Below are 25602 nucleotides of genomic sequence, written 5' to 3' on the forward strand. Positions count from 1 at the left end.
GGGCCCGCACCGAAGACGAAAGCCAGAGAGCCAATCATGGATATCCGCGCCGCCGAAATCTCGGCCATCCTCAAGTCGCAGATCGCCAACTTCGGCGTGGAAGCCGATGTCTCGGACGTCGGCCAAGTGCTGTCGGTCGGCGACGGCATTGCGCGCATTCACGGTCTGGACAACGTCCAGGCCGGTGAAATGGTCGAGTTCACCAAGGCCGGTGTGAAGGGCATGGCCCTGAACCTGGAGCGCGACAACGTCGGCGCCGTGATCTTCGGCGCGGACGCCGCCATCGCCGAAGGCGACGACGTGCGCCGCCTGGGCGAAATCGTGGACGTGCCGGTCGGCAAGGGCCTGCTGGGCCGCGTCGTGAACCCGCTGGGCGAGCCGATCGACGGCAAGGGCCCGATCCAGTTCACCGAGCGTCGTCGCGTCGACGTGAAGGCCCCCGGCATCATCCCGCGCAAGTCGGTTCACGAGCCGATGCAGACGGGCATGAAGGCGATCGACACCCTGATCCCGGTCGGCCGCGGCCAGCGCGAGCTGATCATTGGCGACCGTCAGGTCGGCAAGACCGCCGTCGCCATCGACACCATTCTGAACCAGAAGGCCGTCAACAAGTCGGACGACGAGTCGGCCAAGCTGTACTGCATCTACGTCGCCATCGGCCAAAAGCGTTCGACCGTGGCCCAGATCGTCAAGACCCTCGAAGAGTCGGGCGCGCTGGAATACACCATCGTCGTGGCCGCCACGGCGTCGGAACCTGCCCCGCTGCAGTTCCTGGCTCCGTTCGCCGGCACCGCCATGGGCGAGTACTTCCGCGACAACGGCATGCACGGCCTGATCATCTATGACGATCTGTCCAAGCAGGCCGTGGCCTACCGCCAGATGTCGCTGCTGCTGCGCCGTCCGCCGGGCCGTGAAGCCTATCCGGGCGACGTCTTCTACCTGCACAGCCGCCTGCTGGAGCGTTCGGCCAAGCTGAACGAGGACTACGGTTCGGGCTCGCTGACCGCCCTGCCGATCATCGAAACCCAGGCCAACGACGTGTCGGCCTACATCCCGACCAACGTGATCTCGATCACCGACGGCCAGATCTTCCTGGAATCGGACCTCTTCTACCAGGGCATCCGTCCGGCCGTGAACGTCGGCATCTCGGTGTCGCGCGTGGGCTCCTCGGCCCAGATCAAGGCCATGAAGCAGGTCGCCGGTTCGATTAAGGGCGAACTGGCCCAGTATCGTGAAATGGCCGCCTTCGCGAAGTTCGGCTCGGACCTGGACATCTCGACCCAGAAGCTGCTGGCGCGCGGCGCCCGCCTGACCGAGCTGCTGAAGCAGCCGCAGTACTCGCCGCTGGCCGTCGAAGAGCAGGTCGTCTCGATCTACGCCGGCACCCGCGGCTATCTGGACGGCATCGCCGTTTCGGACGTCGGCCGCTTCGAGAGCGAACTTCTGGCCCGCGTTCACGCCAACCACGCTTCGCTGCTGGACGGCATCCGCACCAAGAAGGCCCTGACGCCCGAGCTGGAAGCCGAGCTGAAGGATATCCTGGCGGCCTTCGCCAAGACCTTCGCCTAACCGTTCGGCCCTGTAGTCAAAGGAAGAGCAGAGCCGGATGGCTAGCCTCAAGGAAATGCGCGATCGGATCGGAAGCGTCAAAGCGACGCAGAAGATCACGAAAGCCATGCAGATGGTCGCGGCGGCCAAGCTGAAGCGCGCCCAGGAGCAGGCGGAGAACGCCCGCCCCTATGCGTCGCGGATGGCCTCTGTCATCGCCAATCTGGCCGCCGGCGTCGGCGACGACGGCCCGCGTCTGATGACCGGAACCGGCGCCGACCAGAAATATCTGGTCGTCGTCGCCACGGCCGATAAGGGTCTGGCGGGCGGTTTCTCGACCAACGTCATCCGCGCCGCGCGGGACCACATCAACAGCCTGATCGCCAACGGCAAGACGGTCGAGATCGTGGCTGTCGGCCGCAAGTCGCGCGACCAGCTGACCCGCCTGTTCGGCGACAAGGTCATCAAGACCTTCGAACTGAGCGAGCACAAGACGGTGGGCATGCATTCGGCTCAGCCGATCGCCGAACTGCTGGCCGAAAAGTTCGAGGCGGGCGAGGCCGACAAGGTCACCCTCTTCTACAGCCAGTTCAAGTCGGTGATCTCTCAGGTCCCGTCGCTGCGTCAGCTGGCTCCGGCCGAAGTCGACGCGGACGCCTCGGCCGAGGCCGGCGCGCTCTATGAATATGAGCCGTCGGAAGAGGACATCCTCGAGACCCTGCTGCCGCGCAACCTGACGACGCAGATTCTGGCCGCCCTGTTGGAAAACCAGGCTGGCTTCTTCGGCGCCCAGATGGCTGCGATGGATAACGCCACGCGTAACGCTGGCGACCTCATCAGCGCCCTGACGCTGCAGTACAACCGTTCCCGCCAGGCTCAGATCACCACCGAGCTGATCGAGATCATCGCCGGCGCTGAAGCGCTCTGATCCCGACACAGCTGACATTCGACACGGACAAGCACCGATGACCGACACCACCGCCCCGAAGAAACCCGCCGCCAAGAAGCCGGCCGCTCCCAAGAAGGCCGCCGCTCCGAAGGCCGCCGCCGCCGTCACGGGCCAGGGCAAGATCGCCCAGGTCATCGGCGCCGTCGTCGACGTTGAGTTCGACGGCCACCTGCCGGGCATCCTGAACGCTCTGGAAACCCAGAACGTCGACCAGAAGACGGGCGAGCCCTTCACCCTGGTCCTGGAAGTCGCCCAGCACCTGGGTGAGAACATGGTCCGCACCATCGCCATGGACACGACCGAAGGTCTGACGCGCGGCCAGGCCGTCGTCGACACCGGCAAGTCGATCATGGCTCCGGTCGGTCCGGGCACGCTGGGCCGCATCATGAACGTCGTCGGCCAGCCGATCGACGAAGCCGGTCCGATCAAGACCACCGAGTTCCGCCCGATCCACCGCGAGGCGCCTTCGTTCGAAGAGCAGTCGACCTCGTCGGAAATCCTGGTCACGGGCATCAAGGTCATCGACCTGATCTGCCCCTACACCAAGGGCGGCAAGACCGGCCTGTTCGGCGGCGCCGGCGTCGGCAAGACCGTCACCATGCAGGAACTGATCAACAACATCGCCAAGGCTTACGGCGGTTATTCGGTTCTGGCCGGCGTGGGCGAACGCACCCGCGAAGGCAACGACCTGTATCACGAGATGATCGAGTCGAACGTGAACGTCGCCGGCGGCGGCGAAGGCTCCAAGTGCGCCCTGGTTTACGGCCAGATGAACGAACCCCCCGGCGCCCGCGCCCGCGTCGCCCTGACCGGCCTGGCCCAGGCCGAATACTTCCGCGATGAAGAGGGCAAGGACGTCCTGCTGTTCATCGACAACATCTTCCGCTTCACGCAAGCCGGCTCGGAAATGTCGGCTCTGCTGGGCCGTATCCCGTCGGCCGTGGGCTATCAGCCGACGCTGGCCACCGAGATGGGCAACCTGCAGGAGCGCATCACCTCGACGCAGAAGGGCTCGATCACCTCGATCCAGGCCATCTACGTTCCCGCGGACGACCTGACCGACCCGGCGCCCGCCGCCTCGTTCGCCCACTTGGACGCGACCACGGTTCTGAACCGCGACATCGCCGCCCAGGCCATCTTCCCGGCCGTGGACCCGCTGGACTCCACCTCGCGGATCATGGACCCGCTGGTCATTGGCGAAGAGCATTACCGCGTCGCCCGCCGCGTGCAGGAAACCCTGCAGCAGTACAAGGCGCTGAAGGACATCATCGCCATCCTGGGCATGGACGAGCTGTCGGAAGACGACAAGCTGATCGTGTCGCGCGCCCGCAAGATCCAGCGCTTCCTGTCGCAGCCCTTCTTCGTGGCTGAGCAGTTCACCGGTTCGCCGGGCAAGTTCGTCGAACTGGCCGACACCATCCGCTCGTTCAAGGCGATCTGCGACGGCGAATACGACCACCTGCCGGAAGCCGCCTTCTACATGGTCGGCGCCATCGAAGAGGCTGTCGAGAAGGCCGCCAAGATGGCCGCGGAAGCCTAAGTCATGGCCGGTAAGCTGAACTTCTCCCTCGTCGCCCCGGAACGCGAAGTCTTCGCCGGTTCGGTCGATCAGGTCGATGCGCCGGGCGTCGAGGGCGACTTCGGCGTCCTGCCCGGTCACGCGCCCTTCATGACCACCCTGCGCGAAGGCGTTGTGACGGTCTATGACGGCGCCCAGCGCCGCCGTTTCGAGGTCAAGGGCGGCTTCGCCGACGTCAACGGCGAAGGCCTGACCATCCTGGCCGAAGAGGCTTCGGAGCTGACCGCGAACTGAGGTTCGCACGGCTGAAATGATCAAAGGCCCCTCGCTCCGGCGGGGGGCCTTTTTCGTGCGCGATGTCCGACGCCAACTCCGCCGTCGTCACTCCTCGCGCCGTCATCCATTATCTCTGCCGTCATCCTCGGGCTTGACCCGAGGATCCAGTGCGGGACGCGCTCCACCTAGTCAAGGTTCAGCATGCGGACGGCTGGATCCTCGGGTCAAGCCCGAGGATGACGGCGTGGAATTAGGGGCGGGAGAAGAGAGGCGCGGGGCCTCAAACCGCCCATTCTCCAAACACCCGCACCACCTGCTCATAGACCGGCCGTTTGAAGGGCACGATCAGGCCGGGGGCTTCTTCCAGCCGCCCCCAGCGCCAGGCGTCGAATTCGGGTTCGCCGTGGGCGTTCAGGTCGATCTCGTCTTCGGCGCCGGTCAGGCGGAAGGCGAACCACTGCTGGCGCTGGCCCTTCAGCCCCTTCCAGCTCTTCGGGCTCGGCAGGCCTTCGGGGAAGTCATAGGGAATCCATTCCGTCGTGCGGCCCAGAAGAGCGATGGAGCGCACGCCCGTCTCCTCATGCAGTTCGCGACGGGCGGCGGCCTCCAGGTCCTCGCCGTCGTCGACGCCGCCCTGTGGGAACTGCCAGTTCCACGGCTCGGGCGTGTCGGCGCGGCGGCCGAACCAGACCTGGCCGGCCGGGTTGAACAGGACGACCCCGACGTTGGGGCGATAGAGGGACAGATCGACAGCGTTCATGCCTTCTCGCATACGCCGCCGCCCCGCCGGGGGCTAGGCGTCAACGTCCGGGAAAGGGAGCGCGTCTAGGGTGGCGTCATGGACAGACGTCATCTGATCGGCCTCGCTCTGAGCGGCCTCGCGCTGGCGGGCGCGGCGCACGCTTCGCCCGAGAAGAGCGGGGGCGGCAAGGGCGGCTATCTGTCCCTGCCGACCGCCACGGCCACGGTGCTGCGGCGCGACGGACGGCGCGGGGTGATGACGGTCGAGACGGGCCTTGATGTCGCCGACGCCGCCCTGATGGAACGGGCGCAACTGTCCCTGCCGCGCCTCAGCGCCGCCTATAATGAAGTGGTCAGCATCGCGGCCGAACGGTTGCTGCCGGACGCGCCGCCCAATGTCGAATGGCTGATCATCGCCCTGCAGCACGCCACGGACGCCATCTTGGGCAAACCGGGGGCCAAGCTGCTGCTGGGCACGGTGATGGTGGTTTGAGGCGAGGCGTCATTCACGCTCATAGCTGCCGTCATCCTCGGGCTTGACCCGAGGATCCAGTTGTCCGCCCACACGACGTAAGCCAGGTTGAGCGCGCACTGCGCTGGATCCTCGGGTCAAGCCCGAGGATGACGGCGTGGAAGAGGGAGAGGCGAAGAGGGAAGAGGGCGGGACGAGGCCCGCGTCCTCAATCCTGCGTTGGATCGGGGCGGCTGGTATCGCCGTAGGTCATGGCCAGGAAGACGTCTTCCAGGTCTGGGTCCTCGGTGGCGATATCCTTGATGGTCACGCCCGCGGCGCGCACGGCGGCCAGCACCTGCTCGACGCTGGATTCGCCCGTCCGATAGGTGACGACGAAGGCGCCATTGGCGCGCGGGGCGACGGTGAAGCCGTTCAGGGCGGGCAGGGTTTCAGGCGTCGTCTCGGGCGTCACCACGACGTTGCGGGTGTCCAGCCGTTTCAGAAGCTGTTCGGTCGGCTCGCAGGCCACGACCTCGCCGCGGTTGATGATGGCGATGGTGTCGCACAGCTCCTGCGCCTCTTCGAGGTAGTGGGTGGTCAGGATCACCGTCACCCCCTCCTCGTTGATCTTGCGGACGTACTCCCAAAGTTGGCGGCGCAGCTCGACGTCCACGCCCGCCGTCGGCTCGTCCAGGATCAGCACGGGCGGATTGTGCACCAGGGCCTTGGCCACCATCAGGCGCCGCTTCATGCCGCCGGACAGGGCGCGGACATAGGCGTTGGCCTTGTCCGACAGGCCGAGCGCGGCCAGCAGCTCGTCCGAGCGGCGCTCGTTGGCGGGCACGCCGTAGAATCCCGCCTGGACCTCCAGCGCCTCGCGCGGGGTGAAGAAGACGTCGGCGACGATTTCCTGCGGCACCACGCCGAGCGCCGAGCGGGCGTCGCGCGCCTCATGGTCGATGTCGCGATCCCAGATGCGGACCGTGCCCTCGGACTTGTTCACCACCCCGGCGATGATGTTGATCAGGGTCGACTTGCCCGCGCCGTTCGGGCCCAGCAGGCCGAACATCGAGCCGCGCGGCACCGTCAGGTCGACCCCGCGCAGGGCCGTCTTCGGCGGCGACTTGCGCGAGCCCTTGTAGGTCTTCTTCAGCCCCCTGACCTCGATGGCGTTGACGGGCAGGGCGGGGGCTTGGGTCATGGTGCGGACTTCAACTCGGGCAGGGTGTTCGGACGGCATAGGTAGGGCGCGCGGGACCGTTCGCCAAGCGGCTGACGCGCGAGGCGAGACAAGGTTGCGAGACGATATGTAAATGGTGCTTGACGCAGTTGATTGTCATGTCTAGCTTCCTTGTCAGAAAGACAACTTCACTTGGATGAGGACACGCCATGACCACCGCCGTCGCTACCCGCAAGCCTCTGACCCGCACCCGCATCATCGGCTTCGCCGCCATGGGCGTCTGCGCCATCGGCTACACCGCCTTCGCCCTGGCCCTGGGGGCCGGAAAGCTGGACTATCTGCCCATGACCCAGGCGGCGATCATCGCTGCGGTCGCCGCCGTGATCGGCGAGATCGGCCTGTGGGTCGGCGCGGGCTGCCTGGGTCTGACCCTGTTCAAGAAGCGCAAGGCCCTGTTCGACAAGGTGATGGGCCGCAAGGCCGCTCCCTCCGACGTTTGACCTGACGGTCCGGTCCGCCTAGGAACGGCGCAAAGCCTTTCCAGACCGGACCGGATCATGCCTCCCCGCCATCTCGACGCCGTCATTCCTCCGCCCGAAGAGATCGTGGTCTCGACCAAGCGCGTCGCCTGCGACGGCGGCGGCGGGGCCCTGGGCCACCCGCTGGTCTATATGGACATGGGCGAGGACGACTTCATCGAGTGCAGCTACTGCGACCGCCGCTTCGTGCTGTCGGATCATCCGCGTCCCGAAAGCGAATACCTGGACCCGGCGGCGCGCCCGCCCGAGGCGCACTGAGCCTGGCCATGCGTTATCTGCACGCCATGGTCCGGGTGAAGGATCTGGACGCTTCGATGCGCTTCTACCGCGACCTGCTGGGTCTGGAGGAGACGCGCCGCGCCGACTATGAGGCCGGGCGCTTCACCCTGGTCTATCTGGCCGCGCCCGCCGACAAGGCCCGCGCCGAAGCCGAGAAGTCGCCCGAGGTCGAGCTGACCTACAACTGGGACGATCAGGACTACGACGGCGGCCGCAACTTCGGCCACTTGGCGTTTCAGGTCGACGACATCTACGCCGCCTGCCAGCGATTGATGGACGGCGGCGTCGTCATCAACCGTCCGCCGCGCGACGGCCACATGGCCTTCGTCCGTTCGCCGGACGGCGTCTCCATCGAGCTGCTGCAGGCGGGCGAGCGTCTGGCCCCGGCCGAGCCCTGGGCCTCCATGCCGAACGTGGGCGCCTGGTGATCGTCGCCCGGCGTCTTATCCTGTGTCTGGCGGTCCTGAGCTTAGGCGCTTGCGCCTCGGTGACGGAGACCAATCCGGCGCGGACGGCCACCGACATGCTGCTGGTCAACCGCGCCGCCGACCGCGCGGTCGAGGGGCTGACCTTGCCGATCCCGCAGGGCGCGCGCGTCTTCGTCGACGAGACCTATTTCCAGGCCGAAAACGCCCGCTATGCGCTGAGCGCCATCCGCGCCGCCTTGTCGGAAGCCGGTTACGCCATCGTGCGCGAGCGGGGTGAGGCCGACGCCATCTTCGAGGTGCGCGCCGGGGCGTTGTCGCTGGACCAGCTGCGCCGGGTGGTGGGCATTCCCGACATGCGGGTGCCGATCAATGAGAGTCTGAACGTCGTCTCCCTGCCGGAGCTGTCGCTCTATTCCAACCGCGACCGCATGGGCGTGGCCGAGTTCTCGGGCTTCCTCTACGACGCGCGCACGGGGATGCCGCTGGGCGCCGTCACGCCGATGATCGGCCAGTACAAGATCCGCAGCCACAAGGCCTTCATGATGATCACCTGGGGCCAGCAACTGGCCCAGCCGGGCGAGCGTGATCCGGGCTCGAGCTGGAAGGAATTCTAGCGTGAAGGCTCGCTCCGTTCGCGGAGCGAGACAGCCGCTTCGGACCGTGTTAGGGCGCAGGTGAGCATAAGGCGTTGGCCGCGCTCATCTGTTCGCCGCCGCCGCAAGAGACGCCCTTGTCCTTCTTTCACGCCGGTCCCGCGCCGAAAGGCTCCGGTCTTCGCCGAGGCGCCCTGCGCGACGGGCTGGATTTGGCGCCGGGGATGAAGGTCGGCCTGTTCGGCGGCTCGTTCAATCCGGCCCACGACGGCCACGCCCATGTGGCGGCCACGGCCCTGCAGCGGCTGGACCTGGACCGGGTGGTCTGGCTGGTGTCGCCGCAGAATCCGTTGAAATCCAACCACGAGACCGCGCCTCTGTCGGACCGCATGACCTCGGCGCGCGCCGTGGCGGCTACGGTCGGCCCGGCCATGATCGTCTCGGACTTCGAGACGCGGGCGGGCACGGGCTGGACCGTCGACACCCTGCGCGCCATCGTCGCGCGCCATCCGGGCGTGCACTTCGTCTGGCTGATGGGGTCGGACAATCTGGCGGGCTTCCACCGCTGGCGGGGCTGGACCGACATCATGCGGTTGATGCCGGTGGCGGTGATCGCCCGGCCGGGAAGTCTGCTGGACAGCCGCACGGCGCCGGCGGCGGCGCGGTTCGCCCGATATCGCATTCCCGCCGCCCAGGCCGGACTGCTGCCCAATCTGGAGGCGCCGGCCTGGACCTATCTGACGGCGCCGCTGAATCACCGCTCCTCCACCGCCATCCGGGCGACGCGCGCGGCGGAGTGAAGGCGCGGGTCTGATCCGTCAGTGCGCGGCGCGGGGCGCGCGCGAGGACGAGTGGTAGCTGACGATGCGCCATTCGCCGTTGCGTCGCTCCAGCATGCTGGTGGCCACGCCCTGCCGTTCGACCGGCGCGCGGGCGGCGTCCTTGAAGGCTATGCGGAAGCGATAGGTCTCGGTCGCATAGGCGGTGTCGCCTGCGACGACGATGCGCACGCTTGGATCGATTATCTCGAAAGCCGAGAAGACCAGCAACTCAGGCCCCAGGTGACGCTCCAGATAGCGGGCGAAGTCGCCCTCGACCCCGCCCTGTTCGAACACCTGGGAGTCCGGCCAGAAGAACCGGGCGGCGGCGGGAGCGTCCAGAGCGCCCAGGCTGGCGCGATAGCCTTGCAGCACGGCCAAGACGTCCGCCTCCGCGGTCGGGCGGGCGGCGGGGGCGCTCGAGGCGGGATCATGCGCTGCGGCGGCAGGGGCCTGGGCGGCCATGAAGAACGCCAGGACGGCGGCGGACGTGAAGAGGCGGTTCATCCGGTTTCTCCTTGGGTGAGCGGCGCGCCGACGCGCGCGCCGGGACGGTTGAGCCAGCGTCGCAGGAGCCTGCGGCCGGGCTGTTCGACGGCGACGTGGATCACGGCGGCGGCGGCGAGGGTGAGGGCCAGCAACGCGGCCAGTTCGAGAGGGGCCATGCGGTAGTCGCCGTCGAGGCCCAGCAGCGCCTGCATCGCATTGCGCCAGACCATCACCAGCGGAATGTGGACCAGATAGAGGGCGTAGGAGGCCTCGCCCGCGAACAGCCAGACGGGGTTCGACAGGAAGGTGCGGGCCCCGGGCTTGGCCAGCAGGGCCAGGCTGAGGATCAACGGACCGGCCAGGGCCACGATCAGCCGGTCGTCCAGGGAGGCCTGCATGGCGGCCAGCATGGCCAGACTGGCGACGACCACGGCGCCGATTGCGGCCCTGGGGCTGAGGCGCAGGCGCTGGCCCAGGAAGTAGAGGCCGATGCCGAACAGGAATTCAGGCAGGATTCTCAGAACGCCCAGATTGTCTTCGGCGCGCGGCAGGATGACGCCGAAGGCCATGCGGTAGCCGGCGTCCAGCACCGCGAACAGCGTGATCGCCAGGGCGATCAGGACGACAGGCCGATCCCTCAGCCGCAAGGCGATCCAAGCGTAGACGGGGAAGATCAGATAGGCGAACCACTCGGCGGACAAGGACCAGGCGGGGCCGTTCCACAGCGCCATGGTGGAGCGCGGGAACCAGGCCTGGGTCAGCAGCATGGACTGGATGAAGTCGGGCGCGTTGAAGCGGCCGGGCTCCAGGCCGACGCCGACCAGGCTCGCGCCCAGCACCATGACCAGCATCCCCAGCATGATGACGGCGTGGGCCGGATAGATGCGGGCGAAGCGCGCGACGATGAAGCGTCGATAGTCGGGCGGCCCTTCACCCTGCAGATAGACGTGGGCGAGGATGAAACCCGACAGGATGAAGAAGATATCGACTCCCAGGCGCGCCCGGTTCAACAGGCCGGCGGCCTCGGGCGGCAGGGTCCACATCAGTTGATAGTGGAAAAGCACCACCCCCAGCGCCAGCAGGAAGCGGACGCTGGTCAGCGGCTCCATCACCGGCGGGAAGGGGTGGGGCGGCGCACGGCCTGACGCACCGGCCGCCTCGCTTTCGCGCGCAGGCGCAGTCCTGGCGACGGCTTCATTCCTGGTCACGGCAGCGCCCCTCCACGAGCCTGGCTCATGATCCGTCTACGCAGTTTTACGGCGTACCCCTCGCCCGGGGCGGCCGAGAGAAGGCGCAGAGGCTCTTGTCCCTGGCGTGGGTGACGTTTTGCACGAGGCGTGCTATCATCGGCTTTTAGTAATCGCCTCGGAGCCCTCCGCTGACCCCCTCGACCGCGCATGATGCGCAAGACGCTGTTTCGAACGCGGCGCACGAAATGGACCTGATGGATTCCGTCCATTCCGAAGACGGTCAGGCCGAGGACGGCCCCAGTAGCGACGAGCGCCAGCCTCTGCCGGTCGGCGCGACCGAGCTGGAGCAGGCCATCCTCGCCAAACTCGACGACGACAAGGCGCAGGACATCGTCCTGATCGACCTGCGCGGCAAGAGCCCGATGACCGACGCCATGATCGTGGCTTCGGGCCGCTCACACCGCCACGTCGGCGCCATCGCCGACCACCTGCTGCGCCTGTTCAAGGAGCAGGGGCTGGGCAAGGTGAAGGTCGAGGGTCTGCCGCATTGCGACTGGGTGCTGCTGGATGCAGGCGACGTCATCGTCCACCTGTTCCGCCCGGAAGTGCGCACCTTCTACAACATCGAAAAGATCTGGGCGGTAGACAGCGCCCACCGCGGCGGCCCCGCTAGGGACTGACTGCATGAAACTGGCGATCGCGGCCATCGGCAAGCCGGGCCGCGGTCCCGAGGCTGTCCTGGCCGACGACTACGCCCGGCGGGCCACCCTTTCGGGGCGGCCCCTGGGCCTGGGTCCCCTCGAACTCATCGATCTTGAGCCGAAGAAGCCCGGCAAGGCGCCGGAGGCCGAGCTGCTGCTCGCCGCCGCCGAAGGCGCGCATCTGATCGCCTGCGACGAACGGGGCAAGACCTATGCTTCGCGGGCCTTCGCCGACCATCTGGCGACCCTGCGCGACCAGGGCGAGCGACGGGTGGTTTTCGTCATCGGCGGCGCCGACGGCCTGGACGAGAGCGTGCGCCGCGCCGCGCGTTCGACCCTGGCCTTCGGGCCTCAGACCTGGCCCCATGCCCTGGCCCGCGCCATGCTGGCCGAGCAGTTGTATCGGGCCGTGACCATTCTGGCCGGTTCGCCCTATCATCGCGACTGATGCGACGCGGGCCCTTTTTTCTTCTGACCTCCTCCAGCCTGCTGCTGGCCCTGGCCGGGCCGGCGGCCAGCCAGCGCGCGGCCCAGCCGAACGCCGAACTGACCCGGCTTCAGGCCGAGTATCGCGACGAGACCGCCCGCGCCCGCCGCCTGAGGGCCGAAGCCGCCGCCGCCGCCGAGGAGATCGTCGACCTGGACCGCCAGTTACGCGATCTGCGCCGCGCCGAGGCCGAAGACGACGTGCAGCTGGAAGCCCAGCGCGCCCGCCTGAAGGAGCTGGGCGATCGTGAAGCGGCCTTGCTGGCCGCCCTGTCGCGCGAGCGCGCGGCGCAGGGCCGACTGCTGTCCGCTCTGCAGATGATGAGCCGCGAGCCGCCGCCGCCCCTGCTGATCCCGGCCGATCAGGCGGTGGACACGGTGCGCGCCTCCATCCTGATCCGCGCCATCACGCCCGAGCTTCAGAACCGGGCCGAAACCCTGGTCGAGCGCCAGGCCGAGGTCGGTCGCATCCGCCGTCTGGCCGCCCTGTCCAGCGAGCGGCTGTTCACCGTCGAGAGCGCCCAGAACGACCGCCGCGCCGAGATCGAGGGGCTGACCGCACGCAAGACCGCCCTGCGCTCCGTCCTGCGGGCCGAGGCGGCGCGGGCGGAGCGCGCCACCAAGGCGCTGGAGGCGCGCATTCGCGAATTGGGCGGTCAGGCGCCTCGGATCGCCGAGGCGCCGGAAGAAGCTCCGGCCGCTCGCCTGCCTGCGGGCCGCAGCCGCCTGACGCCGCCCATCGCGGGCGCGCCGTCCCAGCGTTTCGGCGGTCGCTCGGCCGGGTGGAGCTGGCGCTCCAGCCATGAGGCCGTGGGCGCGCCGGCTGCCGGCCGCGTCGCCTACGCCGGGCCGCTGAAGGAATGGGGCGAGGTGGTGATCCTGGACCTCGGTCCCGGCTGGCGCGCCGTGATCGCGGGTCTGGACCGGCTGGAGGTCGAGACCGGCCAGCGCGTCGGGGACGGCCAGACCCTGGGCCGCACCGGCGAGGACGGCGAAGCCTATTTCGAACTGCGTCGTCAGGAGCGGCCCATCGATCCCGCGCCCTGGCTGCAGTAGGGCGTCGTCCGAGAGGCAACCGCGCGAAATTCCTTTCAAATCGGCGCAGACGCTGTTTGTATCGGGCCAACTGTCGTGCGCGCCTTTTTCAGGCGCCCGCGCCGCCCTGGACGACCGGAGCCGAAAGCGGATCCGATGGAAAGAGACCGAATGCGTAAACTGCTTCTCGTGGGCGCCGCCGCCCTGGCGTTGGGCGGATCGGCGGCGGCCGTGGCCAGCCAGACCCCGCGCAACGAGACCTTCCGCATGCTCGAGATGTTCGGCGACGTGCTGGGCATCGTCGAACAGGCCTATGTCGTTCCGGTCGACAACAAGAAGCTGATTGAGGCCGCCCTTCAGGGCATGATGACGGCGCTCGACCCGCACTCCAACTACCTGCCGGCCAAGGCTTTCGGCGACCTGCGCGAACGGACGACGGGCGAATATTCCGGCGTCGGCCTGACCATCACCTCCGAGGGCGGGCTGGTGAAGGTTATCTCGCCGATGGACGACAGCCCGGCGGGCCGCGCGGGCGTCCAGGCGGGTGACGTCATCAGCGCCGTCAACGGCCAGAACGCGGCGGGTCTGACGGTGTCCGAGGTCTCGGACAAGCTGCGCGGCGCCACGGGCACCAGCGTCACCGTCACCTTCCTGCGCGACGGCGAGGAGCCGCGCGAGGTCGTGCTGACGCGCGAGGTCATCAAGGTCGAATCCGTCACCGGCCGTCTGGAAGGCGACTTCGGCTATTTGCGCATCTCGACCTTCAACGAGAACACCGGCCGCGAGCTGACCGAGACCATCGAGCGGCTGAAGCGCGAGAAGCCGGGCCTCAAGGGCTATGTGCTGGACCTGCGCAACAACGGCGGCGGCCTGCTGACGGCGGCCATCGACGTGTCGGACGCCTTCCTGGAGCGCGGCGAGATCGTCAGCCAGCGCGGCCGCAAGCCCGAGGATATCGAACGCTACGCCGCCAAGCCGGGCGACCTGACTGGCGGCCTGCCGGTCGTGGTGCTGATCAACTACGGCTCGGCCTCGGCGTCCGAGATCGTGGCGGGCGCCCTGAAGGATCAGGAGCGGGCGACGGTCGTCGGCCTGACCAGCTTCGGCAAGGGGTCGGTGCAGACGGTGATCCCGCTGCGCGGCGGCCAGGACGGCGCCCTGTCGATCACCACGGCGCGCTACTACACGCCGTCGGGGCGTTCGATCCAGAAGATCGGCATCGAGCCGGACCTGGAGGTCGCGCGCTCCGAGGCTGAGGCCCGCATCGTTTCGCGCTCCAGCTTCATCTATTCCGAGGCGGCCTATTCGACGGCGCTGGACTCCTCCATCGGGGCCGAGCGCAAGGGGCCGCACACCCCGCGCGAGGCGCCGGGCGCCGACTACGCCAAGGACAAGGACTATCAGCTGCAGCGGGCGCTGGACGTGCTGCGCGCCGGCGGCGACCTGACCAAGCTGGCCGCCGCGCCCGAGGGGATCGTCATCACCGAACCCGGCGAAGACAAGGTCGAGACGGCCGAGGCGAAGACCGACACGCCCGAAACGCCGTCCGTCACGATCAAGCCGGACGAACCGAAGCCGGACTGATCGTCGCATCCGGCGCGTCCTGCGAACGTGGTGAACGCGCCGTTAGGCTTTCTTAACCGACGCAGGGCTTAACTGAGGCTGAGGGGCGCCGCGTCTGTGCGGCGCCTGCAAGCCCGAGCCGCCGCCCTGACCATGTTCGCCAAGCGCCAGTCCGCCCTCGCCGCCGCCGCAGGCGCGCCGCCGGAGCCCCGGTCGCGCGTCGCCATGGAGCCGGTCCTGAACGCCCTGAAGAAGCCGCCCGTCGCGGCGGGCGCGGCCGGGGTCTTCGTCATCGGCGCCGCCGCCCTGTTCGTCGCCGTGCTGGGCGACCCGCGCGCAGGCGCGCCGACGGCTAGCGCCGTGCTGGAGCGGCCCGTCGCCGCCGATACGGCTCCGACCGGCGCAGAAGCCTTCGGTTTCAGCGGTCTGGACATCTATCAGGACCTCGGCCCCATCGATCCGGCCCTGATGGGCGAGAGCGGCGCCGGGATGGCGGGCGAAGCCCTCATCACCCTGCCTGACGGCGCCAGCGTGGCCTCGGGCCAGGGTTTCAGCGCCCCGGTGCGCGCGCCCTCCAACCCCCTGGCCAAGGCGCCGATCGCGGGCCTGTTCCAGCCCGGCCCGAACGGCCCCCTGCCGCGCATCGCCGCCGACGGCCGCGTCCCGGCCCAGGCCTACGCCCGGCCTTTCCGCTCGAACGGCAAGCCGATGGTGGCTCTGGTGGTCGGCGGTCTGGGTCTGAACAGCGCCACCACCCGCGCGGCGATCGAGCGCCTGCCGGCCGAGGTGACGCTGTCCTTCGTGCCCTACGCGGAGGGGCTTCAGACCTGGATCGACATGGCCCGCGCCCACGGCCATGAGGTGATGATCGAACTGCCGATGGAGCCGACCGGCTATCCCGACAACGATCCCGGCCCCTACACTCTGCTGTCGAGCGGCGGCGCCGACGATGTGGCGGTCAAGCTGGACTGGCTGCTGGCGCGCGCCACCGGCTATTTCGGCGTGACCAACTATCTGGGCGACCGCTTTGCGACCTCGGACGAGGGCGTGACGGCCCTGATGACCAACCTGCGCCAGCGCGGCCTGGCCTTTCTCGACGACGGCTCCATGCGCCGTCGCCCCGGCGCCTTCGCCCGCGCCAGCGCCGACCGCGTGGTGGACGAGGAACAGACCCCCGCCGCCATCCTGCGCCAGTTCAACGCGCTGGAGGCCGCCGCCAAGACCAACGGCGCGGCTCTGGGGACCGGTTTCTCCTACCCCGTCACCGTCGAGGCCGCCGCCCGCTGGACGGCGGGCCTGGAAGCCCGCGGCCTGCAACTGGCCCCCGCCTCGGCGATGACCCGACGGCCGGGGCGGTAGGGTCAGGTCCGCCGCGCGCACGCCGCCGCGTCATATTTTCGCCGTTACAAGCTCCGCCATATGATCGACGTCCGCTCTTGAGGGGGCCGCGGACGATTGTCATCGGAAGGGGGAGACATGCCGCTATATCCCGTTTGCAGACGGCTCGGCCTGGGCGCGGTTCTGCTTCTTTTTTCGGTGGGAGGCGCAGCCGCGCAATCGCGATTGGACGCCGCATCGGCGACGGCCGCCTTCGATCAGGCGCAGGCTTTATGCGAGGCTGACGACAACGGCTTGTGGGGCGTCAGCTTGTGCGGGCCGATGATGCTCGCCGATCCTGCTACGCGCGAATTTATCGCCAATACAGACGGCGCCGACACGCCGTTGGAACGAAACGGCGAAGTCTTTCAGGGGCGTCTTCCAGACGCCGTGCCGATCGCCAACACGGCCGTGCGCTGGAATGGCCGCGTCTGGACCATGTTGATCGCGCCGCTGACCGGGGACGAGCCCGCGCGGTCGATCCTGCTGATGCACGAATCCTGGCACCGCATTCAGGATGAGATCGGCCTCAAGGCCGTCAACGCCGATCAGCCGCATCTGGCGACCGAGGCGGGGCGGGTGTCGTTGCGGCTCGAGTTGAGGGCGTTGTCGGCGGCGCTTGTCGCGAACGACCCGGCTGAGCGCCGTCGCGCGGCTGAGGACGCGCTGAGCTTCCGCGCTTGGCGATATGCTCGCTTCCCCGAGGCTGAGGTGGCCGAGGACGCCATGGAACGGCACGAAGGGGTCGCCGAATACACCGGACGCCGCCTCTCGCGCGACGATGCGATGGTCCGCCATCTGGCCGAACACCTGGAAAAGGGCGACCGGGTGCGGGAATACGCCCGATCCTTCGCCTACTATACGGGACCGGCCTATGGCGTGCTGTTGGACACGGCGGCGCCTCAGTGGCGGACGAATTGGGATCGGCGCGAGGGTCTGGCCCAGATGCTGTCGCAGGCGTTGGGTCTGTCGCCTGCTGCGGATGACGAATCCTTCGCCCTTCGCGGCGCGCGCTACGACGTAGGGGCGCTTCAGGTCGAGGAGGCCGAGCGGGCGCGGGTGCAGGCGGTCCGCATCGCGCATCTCAGGGCCCGTCTGGTGGACGGCCCCTTGCTGGTCGCGCCGGTGACCGGAGCCAACTTCAACTTCGATCCCAACCGTGTGACGCCCTTGCCGCCCCAAGGGACGGTTTACGGCGTCATTCGGGTCGCGGCGGACTGGGGTATTCTGGAGGTCGAGCGGGACGGTCTGTTATCGACGGACTGGTCGCGTCTCACGGTGGCTCATGACGGCGTCCTGTCGACCGACGACGGCCTGAAGGGAGAGGGCTGGACGCTGACGCTCAAGCCGGGTTGGGAAACGGCGCCGGGGCCGCGCGGGGGTGACTGGACGATTCGACGCCGCCCCTGACTTCTCCTGATCGGCGCCGCCGCGATGGACAGGGGGCGAGGCGGATGTGCTACATCGTGAGCATGAGCACCGAAGACGATCACGCCCCCGCCGCCGAACCCGCGGACGCCGTTCCGGGCGAAACGCCCGTGCAGCGGGCGCTGCGGCTCAAGAAGGCGGCGATCGACGCTCGGCCCAAGCCGCCGCGCGGCGGGCGTTTCCAGCGCGAACAGGCGGCCCGCATCAAGAGCGGGGCCTCGCGTCCCTGGATGAGCAAGTAGTTCAACTGGGCCTTTGGCTTGATCGTCTCGGGTAGGCGTGATCGTCTGTCGATATGACGATGTTCGCTCTAGTTTTGGCTTTGGCTTTTGTGGTCGTGCTGGCGGCCATGTCCTGGCGCTTTGCGAGAGGTCTGCCGCGCGAGATGCGGCTGCCGATGCAGTGGGGATTTGACGTTCGGCCCACATGGCGCGCGCCGCGTGATGTCGCCTTGAGCTTCACGCCTGTCCTCGCGGCCTTGACCCTGCTCGCCACGGCGTTGGCGAGCCTCTTGGGGTCTCTGGAGGGCGCGGACGCGCGGCGGTACTTCGGCGTTCTGATCGTCATGGGTCTGGCGTGGATCGGCGCTCACGCTCTGCACCTCAGGTTGGTGCGAGGCTGGCTCGCCCGGCAGGGTTAAAGCGTCAGCCGCATGGCGACGCGGTCGGTCAGGCCGTGGGCGGCTTCTGCGGCCAGGATCTCGCGCAGATAGGCGGGCGTCGTCGCGGCAGTGAGCGCCGCATAGCCCAGGCGCGCGTAGAAGGGGGCGCTCCACGGAACGGCGAGGAAGGTGGTCAGCGTCAGCGCTCGTTTGGTGCGGACCTCGGCTTCCTGTCGCGCGGCCGCCATCAGCGCCCGTCCGGCGCCGCGCCCCTGATGTTCAACCGCGACGGACAGCTCAAGGATGTGCAGGTCCATGTCCGTTTCGGCGGCGATCAGGAAGCCGATCGGCTGGTCCGTCGCATCGACCGCGACCCAGGACAGGCCCTGTTCAACAGCCGTGCGGTGAACGTCCGGTCCCGCGACATGATCGTCGGCGATCCAGGCCAGGTCGGGCAGGGCGCGGAACAACGTCGCCGCTGACCGCTCCACCGCTTCCAGACGGTCGATGTCCGTTCCGCGCGTCGGGCGGACGTGGATCAATGGGCGTCGCAACCCTTGGCGGGCATGGGCTTCAGGTCCAGCAGGGCGAACAGCTTGGCGTCGTCGTCCTCTTCCGGGTTCGGCGTGGTCAGCAGCTTGCCGCCGACGAAGATGGAGTTGGCGCCGGCCAGGAAGCACAGGGCCTGCATCTCCGGCGTCATGCCCTCGCGCCCGGCCGACAGGCGGACCATCGACTTGGGGCAGACCAGGCGGGCGACGGCGACGGTGCGGACGAACTCGATCGGGTCGATCTCGCCTTCCTTCAGCACCCGCTCGCCCAGCGGCGTGCCGCCGACGGGGACCAGGGCGTTGACCGGCAGGCTGTCGGGGTGGACGGGCAAGGTGGCCAGGGCGTGCAGCAGGCCCGCGCGGTCGCGGCGCTTCTCGCCCATGCCGACGATGCCGCCGCAGCAGGTGTTCATGCCCGCGTCGCGAACGTGCTGCAGCGTCTCCAGCCGGTCCTGATAGGAGCGGGTCGTCACCACCTCGGCGTAGTACTCAGGCCCGGTGTCGAGGTTGTGGTTGTAGTAGTCGAGGCCCGCGTCCTTCAGCTGTTTCGCCTGGTCGGCGTTCAGCATGCCGAGCGTGGCGCAGGTCTCCAGACCGAGCGCCTTCACGCCCGAGATCATGGCCGCCAGCTTGGGCGTGTCGCGGTCCTTCAGCTCGCGCCAGGCGGCGCCCATGCAGAAGCGGCTGGCCCCGCCCGCCTTGGCCGCCATGGCCTCGGCGATGACGGCGGTCGGCTCCATCAGCTTCTCGGCCTTGAGGCCGGTCTTGAAGCTGGCCGACTGCGAGCAGTAGCCGCAGTTCTCGGCGCAGCCGCCGGTCTTGATCGACAGCAGCTGCGACTTCTGCACCTCGTTCGGGTCGAAGGTGCGCCGGTGCACCGTCGCGGCCTCGAACACCAGCTCCATGAAGGGGCGGGCGAACAGGGCCTCGACCTCCTCCACAGTCCAGTCGTGGCGAGGGATCGAATAATCGCGGGCGGGTCGGATCGATGCGTCGTCAGCCATGGGACGACGGCTTAGCCGCGCACGCGGGCGCGGCCAAGCCGGAACTGACGCGTCGCCGTTCTTTGGCTCAGTGTTCGTCCTTGTAGACGCGGCCGTCGCGCATGACGAAGGCCACGGTCTTCAGCGTCGTCACGTCGGTCAGCGGATCGCCCGCCACGGCGATGACGTCGGCGCGCTTGCCCGGCTCCAGCGTGCCGATCTCGGCCGAGACGCCCAGCAGGTCGGCGGCGTTGACGGTGGCCGCCTCGATGGCGGCGGCCGGCGTCATGCCGTTTTTGACCATCAGCTCGAACTCATCGGCGTTGCGGCCGTGCTTGGACACGCCCGCGTCGGTGCCGAAGGCGATGCGGACGCCCGCCGGGACCGCGCGTTGCAGCGACTGGCCGGTGATCTCGATGCGCCAGCGGATCTTGGCCAGGACTTCCGGCGGATAGGCTTCCGGATCGGCGGCCAGCCGCTCGGTATAGCCGTTCACCACCGACAGGGTCGGGACGTAATAGGCGCGGGTGCGGCGCAGCAGTTGCAGCGTCTCGTCGTCGAAGATGGTGCCGTGCTCGACCGAATCGACGCCCATCCGCAGGGCCAGGTTGATGCCGTCGGCGCCGTGGGCGTGGACCGCGACCTTCTTGCCGTACAGGTGCGCCGTGTCGATCAGGGCCTTGGCCTCGTCATCGAACATCTGGGCGCCCAGTCCGGCGCCGATGCGGCTGTTGACCCCGCCGGTGGTGGCGATCTTGATGACGTCGACGCCGCGCCCGACCTGCAGGCGGACCGCCTCGCGGCAGCTCTCGGCGCCGTTGCAGACGTTGTCGTGGGCGATGTGTTCGCGGAAGTCGTCGTTGAAGCCCAGCCGTCCGTCCATGTGGCCCGAGGTGGTCGAGATGCTGTTCCCGGCGTCGATGATGCGCGGGCCGGCCAGGCGGTGGGCCGCCGTCTCCTCGCGCAGGGCCAGGGTGACGCCGCCGCTGTCGCCCAGGTTCCGCACGGTGGTGAAGCCCGCCATCAGCGTCTTGCGGGCGTTCATGGCGGCGCTGTAGGCGCGCGACGGCAGATTGTCGGTAATCTCCGCCAGGAAGCCGGCCTGACCCGCCACGTCGGACACCAGGTGGACGTGGCTGTCGATCAGGCCGGGCAGGACGAAGCGGTCGCGCTGGTCCACCACCACGGCGCCGGGGAAGGCGGCGGCGTCGACGAAGCCGTCGCGCACCTCGACCACCTTGCCGTCGCGCACCACCAGGGTGGACGGCCCGCGCGGCGCCTGGCCCGGCCGGTCCAGCAGGCGGCCCGCCTGGATCAGGGTCACGGCGCCGGGTGCGGGCGCAGCGCCCGTCGGCGCGACGGGCGTGGCGGTCTGGGCGGCTGCAGGCGCGCCGACGGCCGCCAGGGCCAGGGCGCAGGCGGCCGTCGTCAACAAGGTCTTCATCATGGATACTCCCCCTTGGAACTCGGGGAGTCTGTTAGCCCGCGTCTGTCGCCTTGCGCCAGTTGGATTTGCGCGTCGGGTCAGGCGACCAGACGCGGTCCCGTCGCGACGACGCCAGCGGCGACAGAGCGATCCAGACGGAAGCGGGCGACCTGCTGGTTCAGGCTGACGGCTTCATTGGCCAACTGGCGGGCGGCGGCGGTGGCCTCTTCGGTCATGGCGGCGTTCTGCTGGGTGATGTCGTCCATCTCGCCCATGGCGCGGCGGACGCGGGCCAGGCCGTCGGACTGTTCCTGGGCCGAGCCGGCGATGCCGCCCGCCAGACCGTCGACGGCCGAGACCTTGGCGCCGATACGCTCCAGCGCCGCGCCGGTGCGCTCGACCAGATCGACGCCGCGCGCCACCTGGGCCGAGGAGGTGGAGATCAGGGTGCGGATCTCGCCCGAGGCCTCGGACGAGCGTTGGGCCAGGGCGCGCACTTCCTGAGCCACCACGGCGAAGCCGCGGCCGGCGTCGCCCGCGCGGGCGGCCTCGACCCCGGCGTTCAGGGCCAGCAGATTGGTCTGGAAGGCGATTTCGTCGATCAGGCTGGTGAAGCGGCCGATCTCGGTCGAGGATTCGGCGATGGCGTGGATGGCGGAAACGGCGTCGCCGACCACCCGGGTCGTGTGTTCGACATCGGCGCGGGCGGCGGCCAGGGCCTCGGCGGTCTGACGCGCGCCGTCGGCGGTCGATGCGACCTGGCGGGCGATGGCGTCGGCCTCGTTGACGGTGCGCTCCAGGTTGGCGGCCTGGCGCTCGGTGCGGCTGGCCAGGTCTTCGGAGGCGACGGCCAGTTGGCTGGAGCCGGCGCTCAGGCTCTCGACGCTGTCGGCCACGGCGCGCACGGCGGTGCGCAGGGCGCGGGTCGCGGCGTGGAAGTCGTTCTGCAGCGAGCGGTATTCCTCGGGGAAGACGTCGGGGATGGTCACGGACAGGTCGTTGTCGGCCAGGCTGTGCAGGGCGGCGCCCAGGGCGCGCACGACCTCGGCCTGACGGGCCTCGGCGGCGGCGTGCTCGGCCTGCACGCGGTCGCGCTCTTCCTGCAGGGCGTCGAGGTAGATGGAGATGGCCAGGTCCATGTCCAGCATGACCCGCTGGTTCAGTTCGGCCACGGCCTCGGCGGTGATGCGGTCGTGTTCACGGCGATTGGCGAACAACTTCCTGGGCCGCTCGATGATGGCGCGGGTCAGATGGGCCAGGATGACGCTGTAGCCGCCGATGTACCAGCGCGGCTCCAGGCCGATGCGGGCGTGAACGCGGCCGATGGTGCGCACCGAGGCGGCGTAGTCCTCGTCGGCGCGACCGTCGATGATCGCGTCCCAGTGGCGCTGCTGGGCGTTGCTGGCGGCGGTGATATGGCCTTCGTCACGGAAGAAGCGGCGGGTTTCGGGCTCGGCGCGCACCTTGTCGTAGAAGGCGGCCAGGGCCAGGGGCGCGTTCCGGCGCAGGAGGGCGGAGATGGCGCTGTAACCGGCGGACGGCCGACCCAGCCCCATGAAATTCATGCGGCGGTCGATCTCGTGGGAAGCCATGACGCAAACTCGTTTCAACGGCAGGGCGGGGGAGAGCCCTTAATACCCCTTGTCATCAAGAGGGTATTGGCCGGGTTAAGCCCGGATTGCGTAGATTCCCTTAACTGGTCGGGACGCCTGCGATTCAGGCGGGCAACCGTTCATATAAAGACATCCTTATGTCTTGATTGCTCCGACCGTCTCGCCGCGCTATAGCGACGGCGACCTCCGACAGTGGCCGAAAGATATTTCTGCATGACCGACTATATCGTCCGCGACATCTCCCTGGCCGACTTCGGCAACAAGGAAATCGCCATCGCCGAAACCGAGATGCCGGGCCTGATGGCGCTGCGTGCGGAATACGGCGCGTCCCAGCCGCTGAAGGGCGCCCGCATCGCCGGCTCCCTGCACATGACCATCCAGACGGCTGTGCTGATCCAGACGCTGGAAGCCCTGGGCGCCGAAGTGCGCTGGGCCTCGTGCAACATCTTCTCGACCCAGGACCACGCCGCCGCCGCTATCGCCGCGTCGGGCACGCCGGTCTTCGCCTTCAAGGGCGAGAATCTGGTCGAATATTGGGACTACGCCCACAAGATTTTCGAATGGGCTGACGGCGGCTATCCGAACCTGATCCTGGACGACGGCGGCGACGCCACCCTGCTGTGCGTGCTGGGTCCGAAGGCCGAGAAGGACGCCAGCGTTCTGGACAACCCGCAGAACGAGGAAGAGGAAGCCCTCTTCTCGGTCATGAAGCGCTATCTGAAGGAAAAGCCGGGCTTCTACTCGGCCATCCGCGACGCCATCGGCGGCGTGTCCGAAGAGACGACCACGGGCGTTCACCGCCTGTATCAGATGGCCGAGCGCGGCGAACTGCCGTTCCCCGCCATCAACGTCAACGACAGCGTCACCAAGTCGAAGTTCGACAACCTGTACGGCTGCCGTGAATCGCTGGTCGACGCCATCCGTCGCGGCACCGACGTCATGCTGTCGGGCAAGGTCGCCGTGGTCTGCGGCTACGGCGACGTGGGCAAGGGCTCGGCCGCTTCGCTGCGTAACGGCGGCGCGCGCGTGATCGTCACCGAGATCGACCCGATCTGCGCCCTGCAGGCGGCGATGGAAGGCTATGAGGTCCAGACCCTGGAAGACGTCGCCGACAAGGCCGACATCTTCGTCACGACGACGGGCAACAAGGACGTCATCCGCGTCGAGCACATGCGCGCCATGCGCAACAACGCCATCGTCTGCAACATCGGCCACTTCGACTCGGAGATTCAGGTCGCGGGCCTGAAGAACTTCAAGTGGGACAAGATCAAGGATCAGGTCCACCACGTCGAGTTCCCGGACGGCAAGAAGATCATCCTGCTGTCGGAAGGCCGCCTGGTGAACCTGGGCAACGCCACGGGCCACCCGTCCTTCGTGATGTCGGCGTCCTTCACCAACCAGACGCTGGCCCAGATCGAGCTGTGGACCAACGCCAAGGCCTATGAGAACCAGGTCTACACCCTGCCCAAGCACCTAGACGAGAAGGTCGCCTTCCTGCACCTGGCCAAGCTGGGCGCCAAGCTGACGACGCTCAGTAAGGAGCAGGCCGACTACATCTCTGTGCCGGTCGAAGGCCCGTTCAAGCCGGAACACTATCGCTACTAGGACCTGTCTCGGGTCTGAAAGACAGAACCCCGCGCCGGCGACGGCGCGGGGTTTTTCTTTTTGCGCCTACGCTGCGATGTCGCGTGGATCGAACTCGTCGGACCCACGCCCCATCAGGCCGGTTTCGAAGTCCATGAAGATGTCGATCAGCTCCTCCACGCCGACCGGCGGCGCCTTGGGGCTGAAGCGGAAGCGCCAGAAGCTGACGATGTGCTGCACCGCCCCCAGCTGGTCGCCCAGGCGGGTGAACAGGGCCGGCGCCTCCAGCAGGAAGTCGCGGAAGGCCACGGGATTGCCCTCGCGCGTCAGCCCCGCATAGGCGTCGTCGTAATAGCGCAGGGTGCGGCTGACCTCTTCGCAGGTCTTCATGATGCGCCCGCGCAGCACGGCCCGGCCGCGGGTGATGTAGTCCTTGGCGGCCTGGTCGCTGGGGCCGACGGGCTGGACCGTTCCCACTTCGTCGGCGACGTGCACAATGTCCGCCATCAGGCTGGTCAGCGCCCATTTGTAGTAGAGGAAGCCCTTCCAGCAGAAGACGCCTTCCTGATACTGTTCCGGCTCCAGCTTCAGCGTCAGCCGCAGGGCGTCCAGCCGGTCGCCGGGAGCGTTGGACAGGATTTTCGACGCCATGCGAGCGGTCGATCCGGCGGCGACCACGCCGTCGCCGATGCTGAGCGTGACCAGCGGCTCGATCTCCTTCTGGACGAACTCCTGCATCCGCTCCAGGTCGGCTTCGCTGAGGGCGAAGTAGCAGGGAGCCGCGTCCACGCCGCCGCGCCGCAGTTGCTCGCGCAGCAGGAAGGGGTCCAGCGACGGCAGCTGATCCATCAGCCGTAGGGTCTTCAGGTCCAGGTGGTCGGGATCGACGCCGAAGGCCTCGTGCATGGCGCGCTCGAAACCGATCTGATTGACGAAGATGAAGCGGCCGCCGGTCTTCAGATCGGTGCTGTCGATCGGCACCACGATCTTGGTCGCGACTTGGCGACGGCCCGGAAAGGCGTCGGTCTCATTGCGCCGCAGCCGGTGCTTGATGATCAGGGCGCGGTTCAGGGCCGGGCTGCGGAACATGGGGTGTTCGGCCCAGTCCTCGCTGTCGCCGTGCTCGTCATAGACCTTGAGCAGGTTCAGCACGCGCGCCGTCGAGGCGGTGCGACGCAGGTGTTCAAGATTGCGGATGGCGCGATCGGTCATGGCGGCCACCCTGCCAGCCAAAAGTGACCAACGGCTTAG

General features: G+C 68.2%; 28 protein-coding genes. 19 read left to right on the plus strand and 9 right to left on the minus strand.

Translation table 11 applies throughout. The annotated features are described in order from the left end of the window. The first annotated feature begins 36 nt into the window (after positions 1-36). The 4 genes from atpA to AC3IPP_RS00810 are packed head-to-tail and all read left to right on the plus strand — an operon-like array spanning position 37 to position 4310. A complete protein-coding gene (gene atpA / locus AC3IPP_RS00795; protein ID WP_125900372.1) occupies positions 37-1569 on the plus strand; it encodes a F0F1 ATP synthase subunit alpha in 1533 nt (510 codons plus the stop codon). 37 nt (positions 1570-1606) lie between these two features. After that, positions 1607-2476: a F0F1 ATP synthase subunit gamma gene (locus AC3IPP_RS00800; RefSeq protein ID WP_087140937.1), complete on the plus strand. Its 870-nt coding sequence runs from the start codon at positions 1607-1609 to the stop codon at positions 2474-2476. A gap of 37 nt (positions 2477-2513) precedes the next feature. After that, positions 2514-4037, plus strand: coding sequence for a F0F1 ATP synthase subunit beta (gene atpD, locus AC3IPP_RS00805; protein WP_087140936.1), 1524 nt, complete (start codon positions 2514-2516; stop codon positions 4035-4037). A gap of 3 nt (positions 4038-4040) precedes the next feature. Beyond that, entirely contained in the window at positions 4041-4310 is a 270-nt protein-coding gene (locus AC3IPP_RS00810) for an ATP synthase F1 subunit epsilon (RefSeq protein ID WP_003167474.1), read from the plus strand. Between the two features lie 262 nt (positions 4311-4572). Here the strand turns inward: AC3IPP_RS00810 and AC3IPP_RS00815 are convergent, their stop codons facing one another. Continuing rightward, positions 4573-5052 (minus strand): RNA pyrophosphohydrolase, encoded by a 480-nt coding sequence (locus tag AC3IPP_RS00815; protein WP_489149986.1) that lies wholly within the window; start codon positions 5050-5052, stop codon positions 4573-4575. 78 nt (positions 5053-5130) lie between these two features. On the opposite strand from AC3IPP_RS00815, the gene AC3IPP_RS00820 reads away from it, so the two are divergent. Then, on the plus strand, positions 5131-5526 hold the full coding sequence (locus AC3IPP_RS00820; protein WP_489149987.1) for a Tat pathway signal protein: 396 nt from the start codon (positions 5131-5133) through the stop codon (positions 5524-5526). Between the two features lie 187 nt (positions 5527-5713). On the opposite strand, the gene AC3IPP_RS00825 is transcribed toward AC3IPP_RS00820, so the two are convergent. Then, positions 5714-6688, minus strand: a complete 975-nt coding sequence (locus AC3IPP_RS00825; RefSeq protein WP_489149988.1) for an ABC transporter ATP-binding protein — start codon at positions 6686-6688, stop codon at positions 5714-5716. A 188-nt stretch (positions 6689-6876) separates the two neighbouring features. On the opposite strand from AC3IPP_RS00825, the gene AC3IPP_RS00830 reads away from it, so the two are divergent. The 5 genes from AC3IPP_RS00830 (at position 6877) to AC3IPP_RS00850 (ending at position 9306) form a co-directional block, all read left to right on the plus strand. Beyond that, positions 6877-7167: a hypothetical protein gene (locus tag AC3IPP_RS00830; protein WP_087140932.1), complete on the plus strand. Its 291-nt coding sequence runs from the start codon at positions 6877-6879 to the stop codon at positions 7165-7167. A gap of 57 nt (positions 7168-7224) precedes the next feature. Continuing rightward, entirely contained in the window at positions 7225-7464 is a 240-nt protein-coding gene (locus tag AC3IPP_RS00835) for a zinc-finger domain-containing protein (RefSeq protein WP_087140931.1), read from the plus strand. A gap of 8 nt (positions 7465-7472) precedes the next feature. Then, the gene (locus AC3IPP_RS00840; RefSeq protein WP_489149989.1) at positions 7473-7913 is read left to right on the plus strand and encodes a VOC family protein; all 441 of its coding nucleotides are present in this window, start codon (positions 7473-7475) and stop codon (positions 7911-7913) included. Next, positions 7910-8527 carry a DUF6655 family protein gene (locus AC3IPP_RS00845; protein ID WP_087140929.1) on the plus strand — a complete coding sequence of 206 codons (618 nt, stop codon included), beginning with the start codon at positions 7910-7912 and terminating at the stop codon, positions 8525-8527. Before AC3IPP_RS00840 ends, AC3IPP_RS00845 begins: the two co-directional genes overlap by 4 nt. 203 nt (positions 8528-8730) lie before the next feature. Next, positions 8731-9306, plus strand: coding sequence for a nicotinate-nucleotide adenylyltransferase (locus AC3IPP_RS00850; RefSeq protein ID WP_489177471.1), 576 nt, complete (start codon positions 8731-8733; stop codon positions 9304-9306). An 18-nt stretch (positions 9307-9324) separates the two neighbouring features. On the opposite strand, the gene AC3IPP_RS00855 is transcribed toward AC3IPP_RS00850, so the two are convergent. Together AC3IPP_RS00855 and AC3IPP_RS00860 are read right to left on the minus strand one after the other, a co-directional pair. Next, positions 9325-9831 carry a YybH family protein gene (locus tag AC3IPP_RS00855; protein WP_489149991.1) on the minus strand — a complete coding sequence of 169 codons (507 nt, stop codon included), beginning with the start codon at positions 9829-9831 and terminating at the stop codon, positions 9325-9327. Beyond that, positions 9828-11021 (minus strand): acyltransferase family protein, encoded by a 1194-nt coding sequence (locus AC3IPP_RS00860; protein ID WP_489149992.1) that lies wholly within the window; start codon positions 11019-11021, stop codon positions 9828-9830. Before AC3IPP_RS00860 ends, AC3IPP_RS00855 begins: the two co-directional genes overlap by 4 nt. Positions 11022-11248: 227 nt before the next feature. Here AC3IPP_RS00860 and rsfS point away from each other — a divergent pair, with 227 nt between their 5' ends. The 8 genes from rsfS to AC3IPP_RS00900 all read left to right on the plus strand — a co-directional run bounded on the left by rsfS (position 11249) and on the right by AC3IPP_RS00900 (position 18233). Beyond that, the gene (gene rsfS / locus AC3IPP_RS00865; protein ID WP_179205022.1) at positions 11249-11683 is read left to right on the plus strand and encodes a ribosome silencing factor; all 435 of its coding nucleotides are present in this window, start codon (positions 11249-11251) and stop codon (positions 11681-11683) included. Between the two features lie 4 nt (positions 11684-11687). Continuing rightward, positions 11688-12152, plus strand: coding sequence for a 23S rRNA (pseudouridine(1915)-N(3))-methyltransferase RlmH (rlmH, locus tag AC3IPP_RS00870; protein WP_087139576.1), 465 nt, complete (start codon positions 11688-11690; stop codon positions 12150-12152). Continuing rightward, on the plus strand, positions 12152-13246 hold the full coding sequence (locus tag AC3IPP_RS00875) for a murein hydrolase activator EnvC family protein (RefSeq protein ID WP_489149993.1): 1095 nt from the start codon (positions 12152-12154) through the stop codon (positions 13244-13246). Before rlmH ends, AC3IPP_RS00875 begins: the two co-directional genes overlap by 1 nt. A gap of 150 nt (positions 13247-13396) precedes the next feature. Then, positions 13397-14809 carry a S41 family peptidase gene (locus AC3IPP_RS00880; RefSeq protein WP_489149994.1) on the plus strand — a complete coding sequence of 471 codons (1413 nt, stop codon included), beginning with the start codon at positions 13397-13399 and terminating at the stop codon, positions 14807-14809. Positions 14810-14905: 96 nt separating this feature from the next. Further along, the gene (locus tag AC3IPP_RS00885; RefSeq protein ID WP_489149995.1) at positions 14906-16147 is read left to right on the plus strand and encodes a divergent polysaccharide deacetylase family protein; all 1242 of its coding nucleotides are present in this window, start codon (positions 14906-14908) and stop codon (positions 16145-16147) included. Between the two features lie 204 nt (positions 16148-16351). Then, a complete protein-coding gene (locus AC3IPP_RS00890; protein ID WP_489149996.1) occupies positions 16352-17575 on the plus strand; it encodes a hypothetical protein in 1224 nt (407 codons plus the stop codon). 62 nt (positions 17576-17637) lie between these two features. Continuing rightward, positions 17638-17835: a hypothetical protein gene (locus tag AC3IPP_RS00895; RefSeq protein WP_087139572.1), complete on the plus strand. Its 198-nt coding sequence runs from the start codon at positions 17638-17640 to the stop codon at positions 17833-17835. 59 nt (positions 17836-17894) lie between these two features. Next, positions 17895-18233 (plus strand): hypothetical protein, encoded by a 339-nt coding sequence (locus tag AC3IPP_RS00900; protein WP_489149997.1) that lies wholly within the window; start codon positions 17895-17897, stop codon positions 18231-18233. Here the strand turns inward: AC3IPP_RS00900 and AC3IPP_RS00905 are convergent. From AC3IPP_RS00905 to AC3IPP_RS00920, 4 genes are all read right to left on the minus strand, one after another. Beyond that, on the minus strand, positions 18230-18736 hold the full coding sequence (locus AC3IPP_RS00905) for a GNAT family N-acetyltransferase (RefSeq protein WP_489149998.1): 507 nt from the start codon (positions 18734-18736) through the stop codon (positions 18230-18232). The genes AC3IPP_RS00900 and AC3IPP_RS00905 overlap by 4 nt on opposite strands. Further along, on the minus strand, positions 18733-19749 hold the full coding sequence (gene bioB / locus AC3IPP_RS00910; protein ID WP_087139569.1) for a biotin synthase BioB: 1017 nt from the start codon (positions 19747-19749) through the stop codon (positions 18733-18735). Before bioB ends, AC3IPP_RS00905 begins: the two co-directional genes overlap by 4 nt. Positions 19750-19816: 67 nt before the next feature. Further along, a complete protein-coding gene (locus AC3IPP_RS00915) occupies positions 19817-21172 on the minus strand; it encodes a metal-dependent hydrolase family protein (RefSeq protein WP_489149999.1) in 1356 nt (451 codons plus the stop codon). Positions 21173-21252: 80 nt separating this feature from the next. Further along, positions 21253-22746 carry a methyl-accepting chemotaxis protein gene (locus AC3IPP_RS00920; protein ID WP_087139567.1) on the minus strand — a complete coding sequence of 498 codons (1494 nt, stop codon included), beginning with the start codon at positions 22744-22746 and terminating at the stop codon, positions 21253-21255. A 234-nt stretch (positions 22747-22980) separates the two neighbouring features. On the opposite strand from AC3IPP_RS00920, the gene ahcY reads away from it, so the two are divergent. Then, on the plus strand, positions 22981-24372 hold the full coding sequence (gene ahcY, locus AC3IPP_RS00925; RefSeq protein ID WP_087139566.1) for an adenosylhomocysteinase: 1392 nt from the start codon (positions 22981-22983) through the stop codon (positions 24370-24372). A gap of 66 nt (positions 24373-24438) precedes the next feature. On the opposite strand, the gene AC3IPP_RS00930 is transcribed toward ahcY, so the two are convergent. Then, the gene (locus AC3IPP_RS00930; protein ID WP_087139565.1) at positions 24439-25563 is read right to left on the minus strand and encodes a hypothetical protein; all 1125 of its coding nucleotides are present in this window, start codon (positions 25561-25563) and stop codon (positions 24439-24441) included. Positions 25564-25602 lie beyond the last annotated feature (39 nt).

Source organism: Brevundimonas sp. KH_060, from assembly GCF_057838275.1.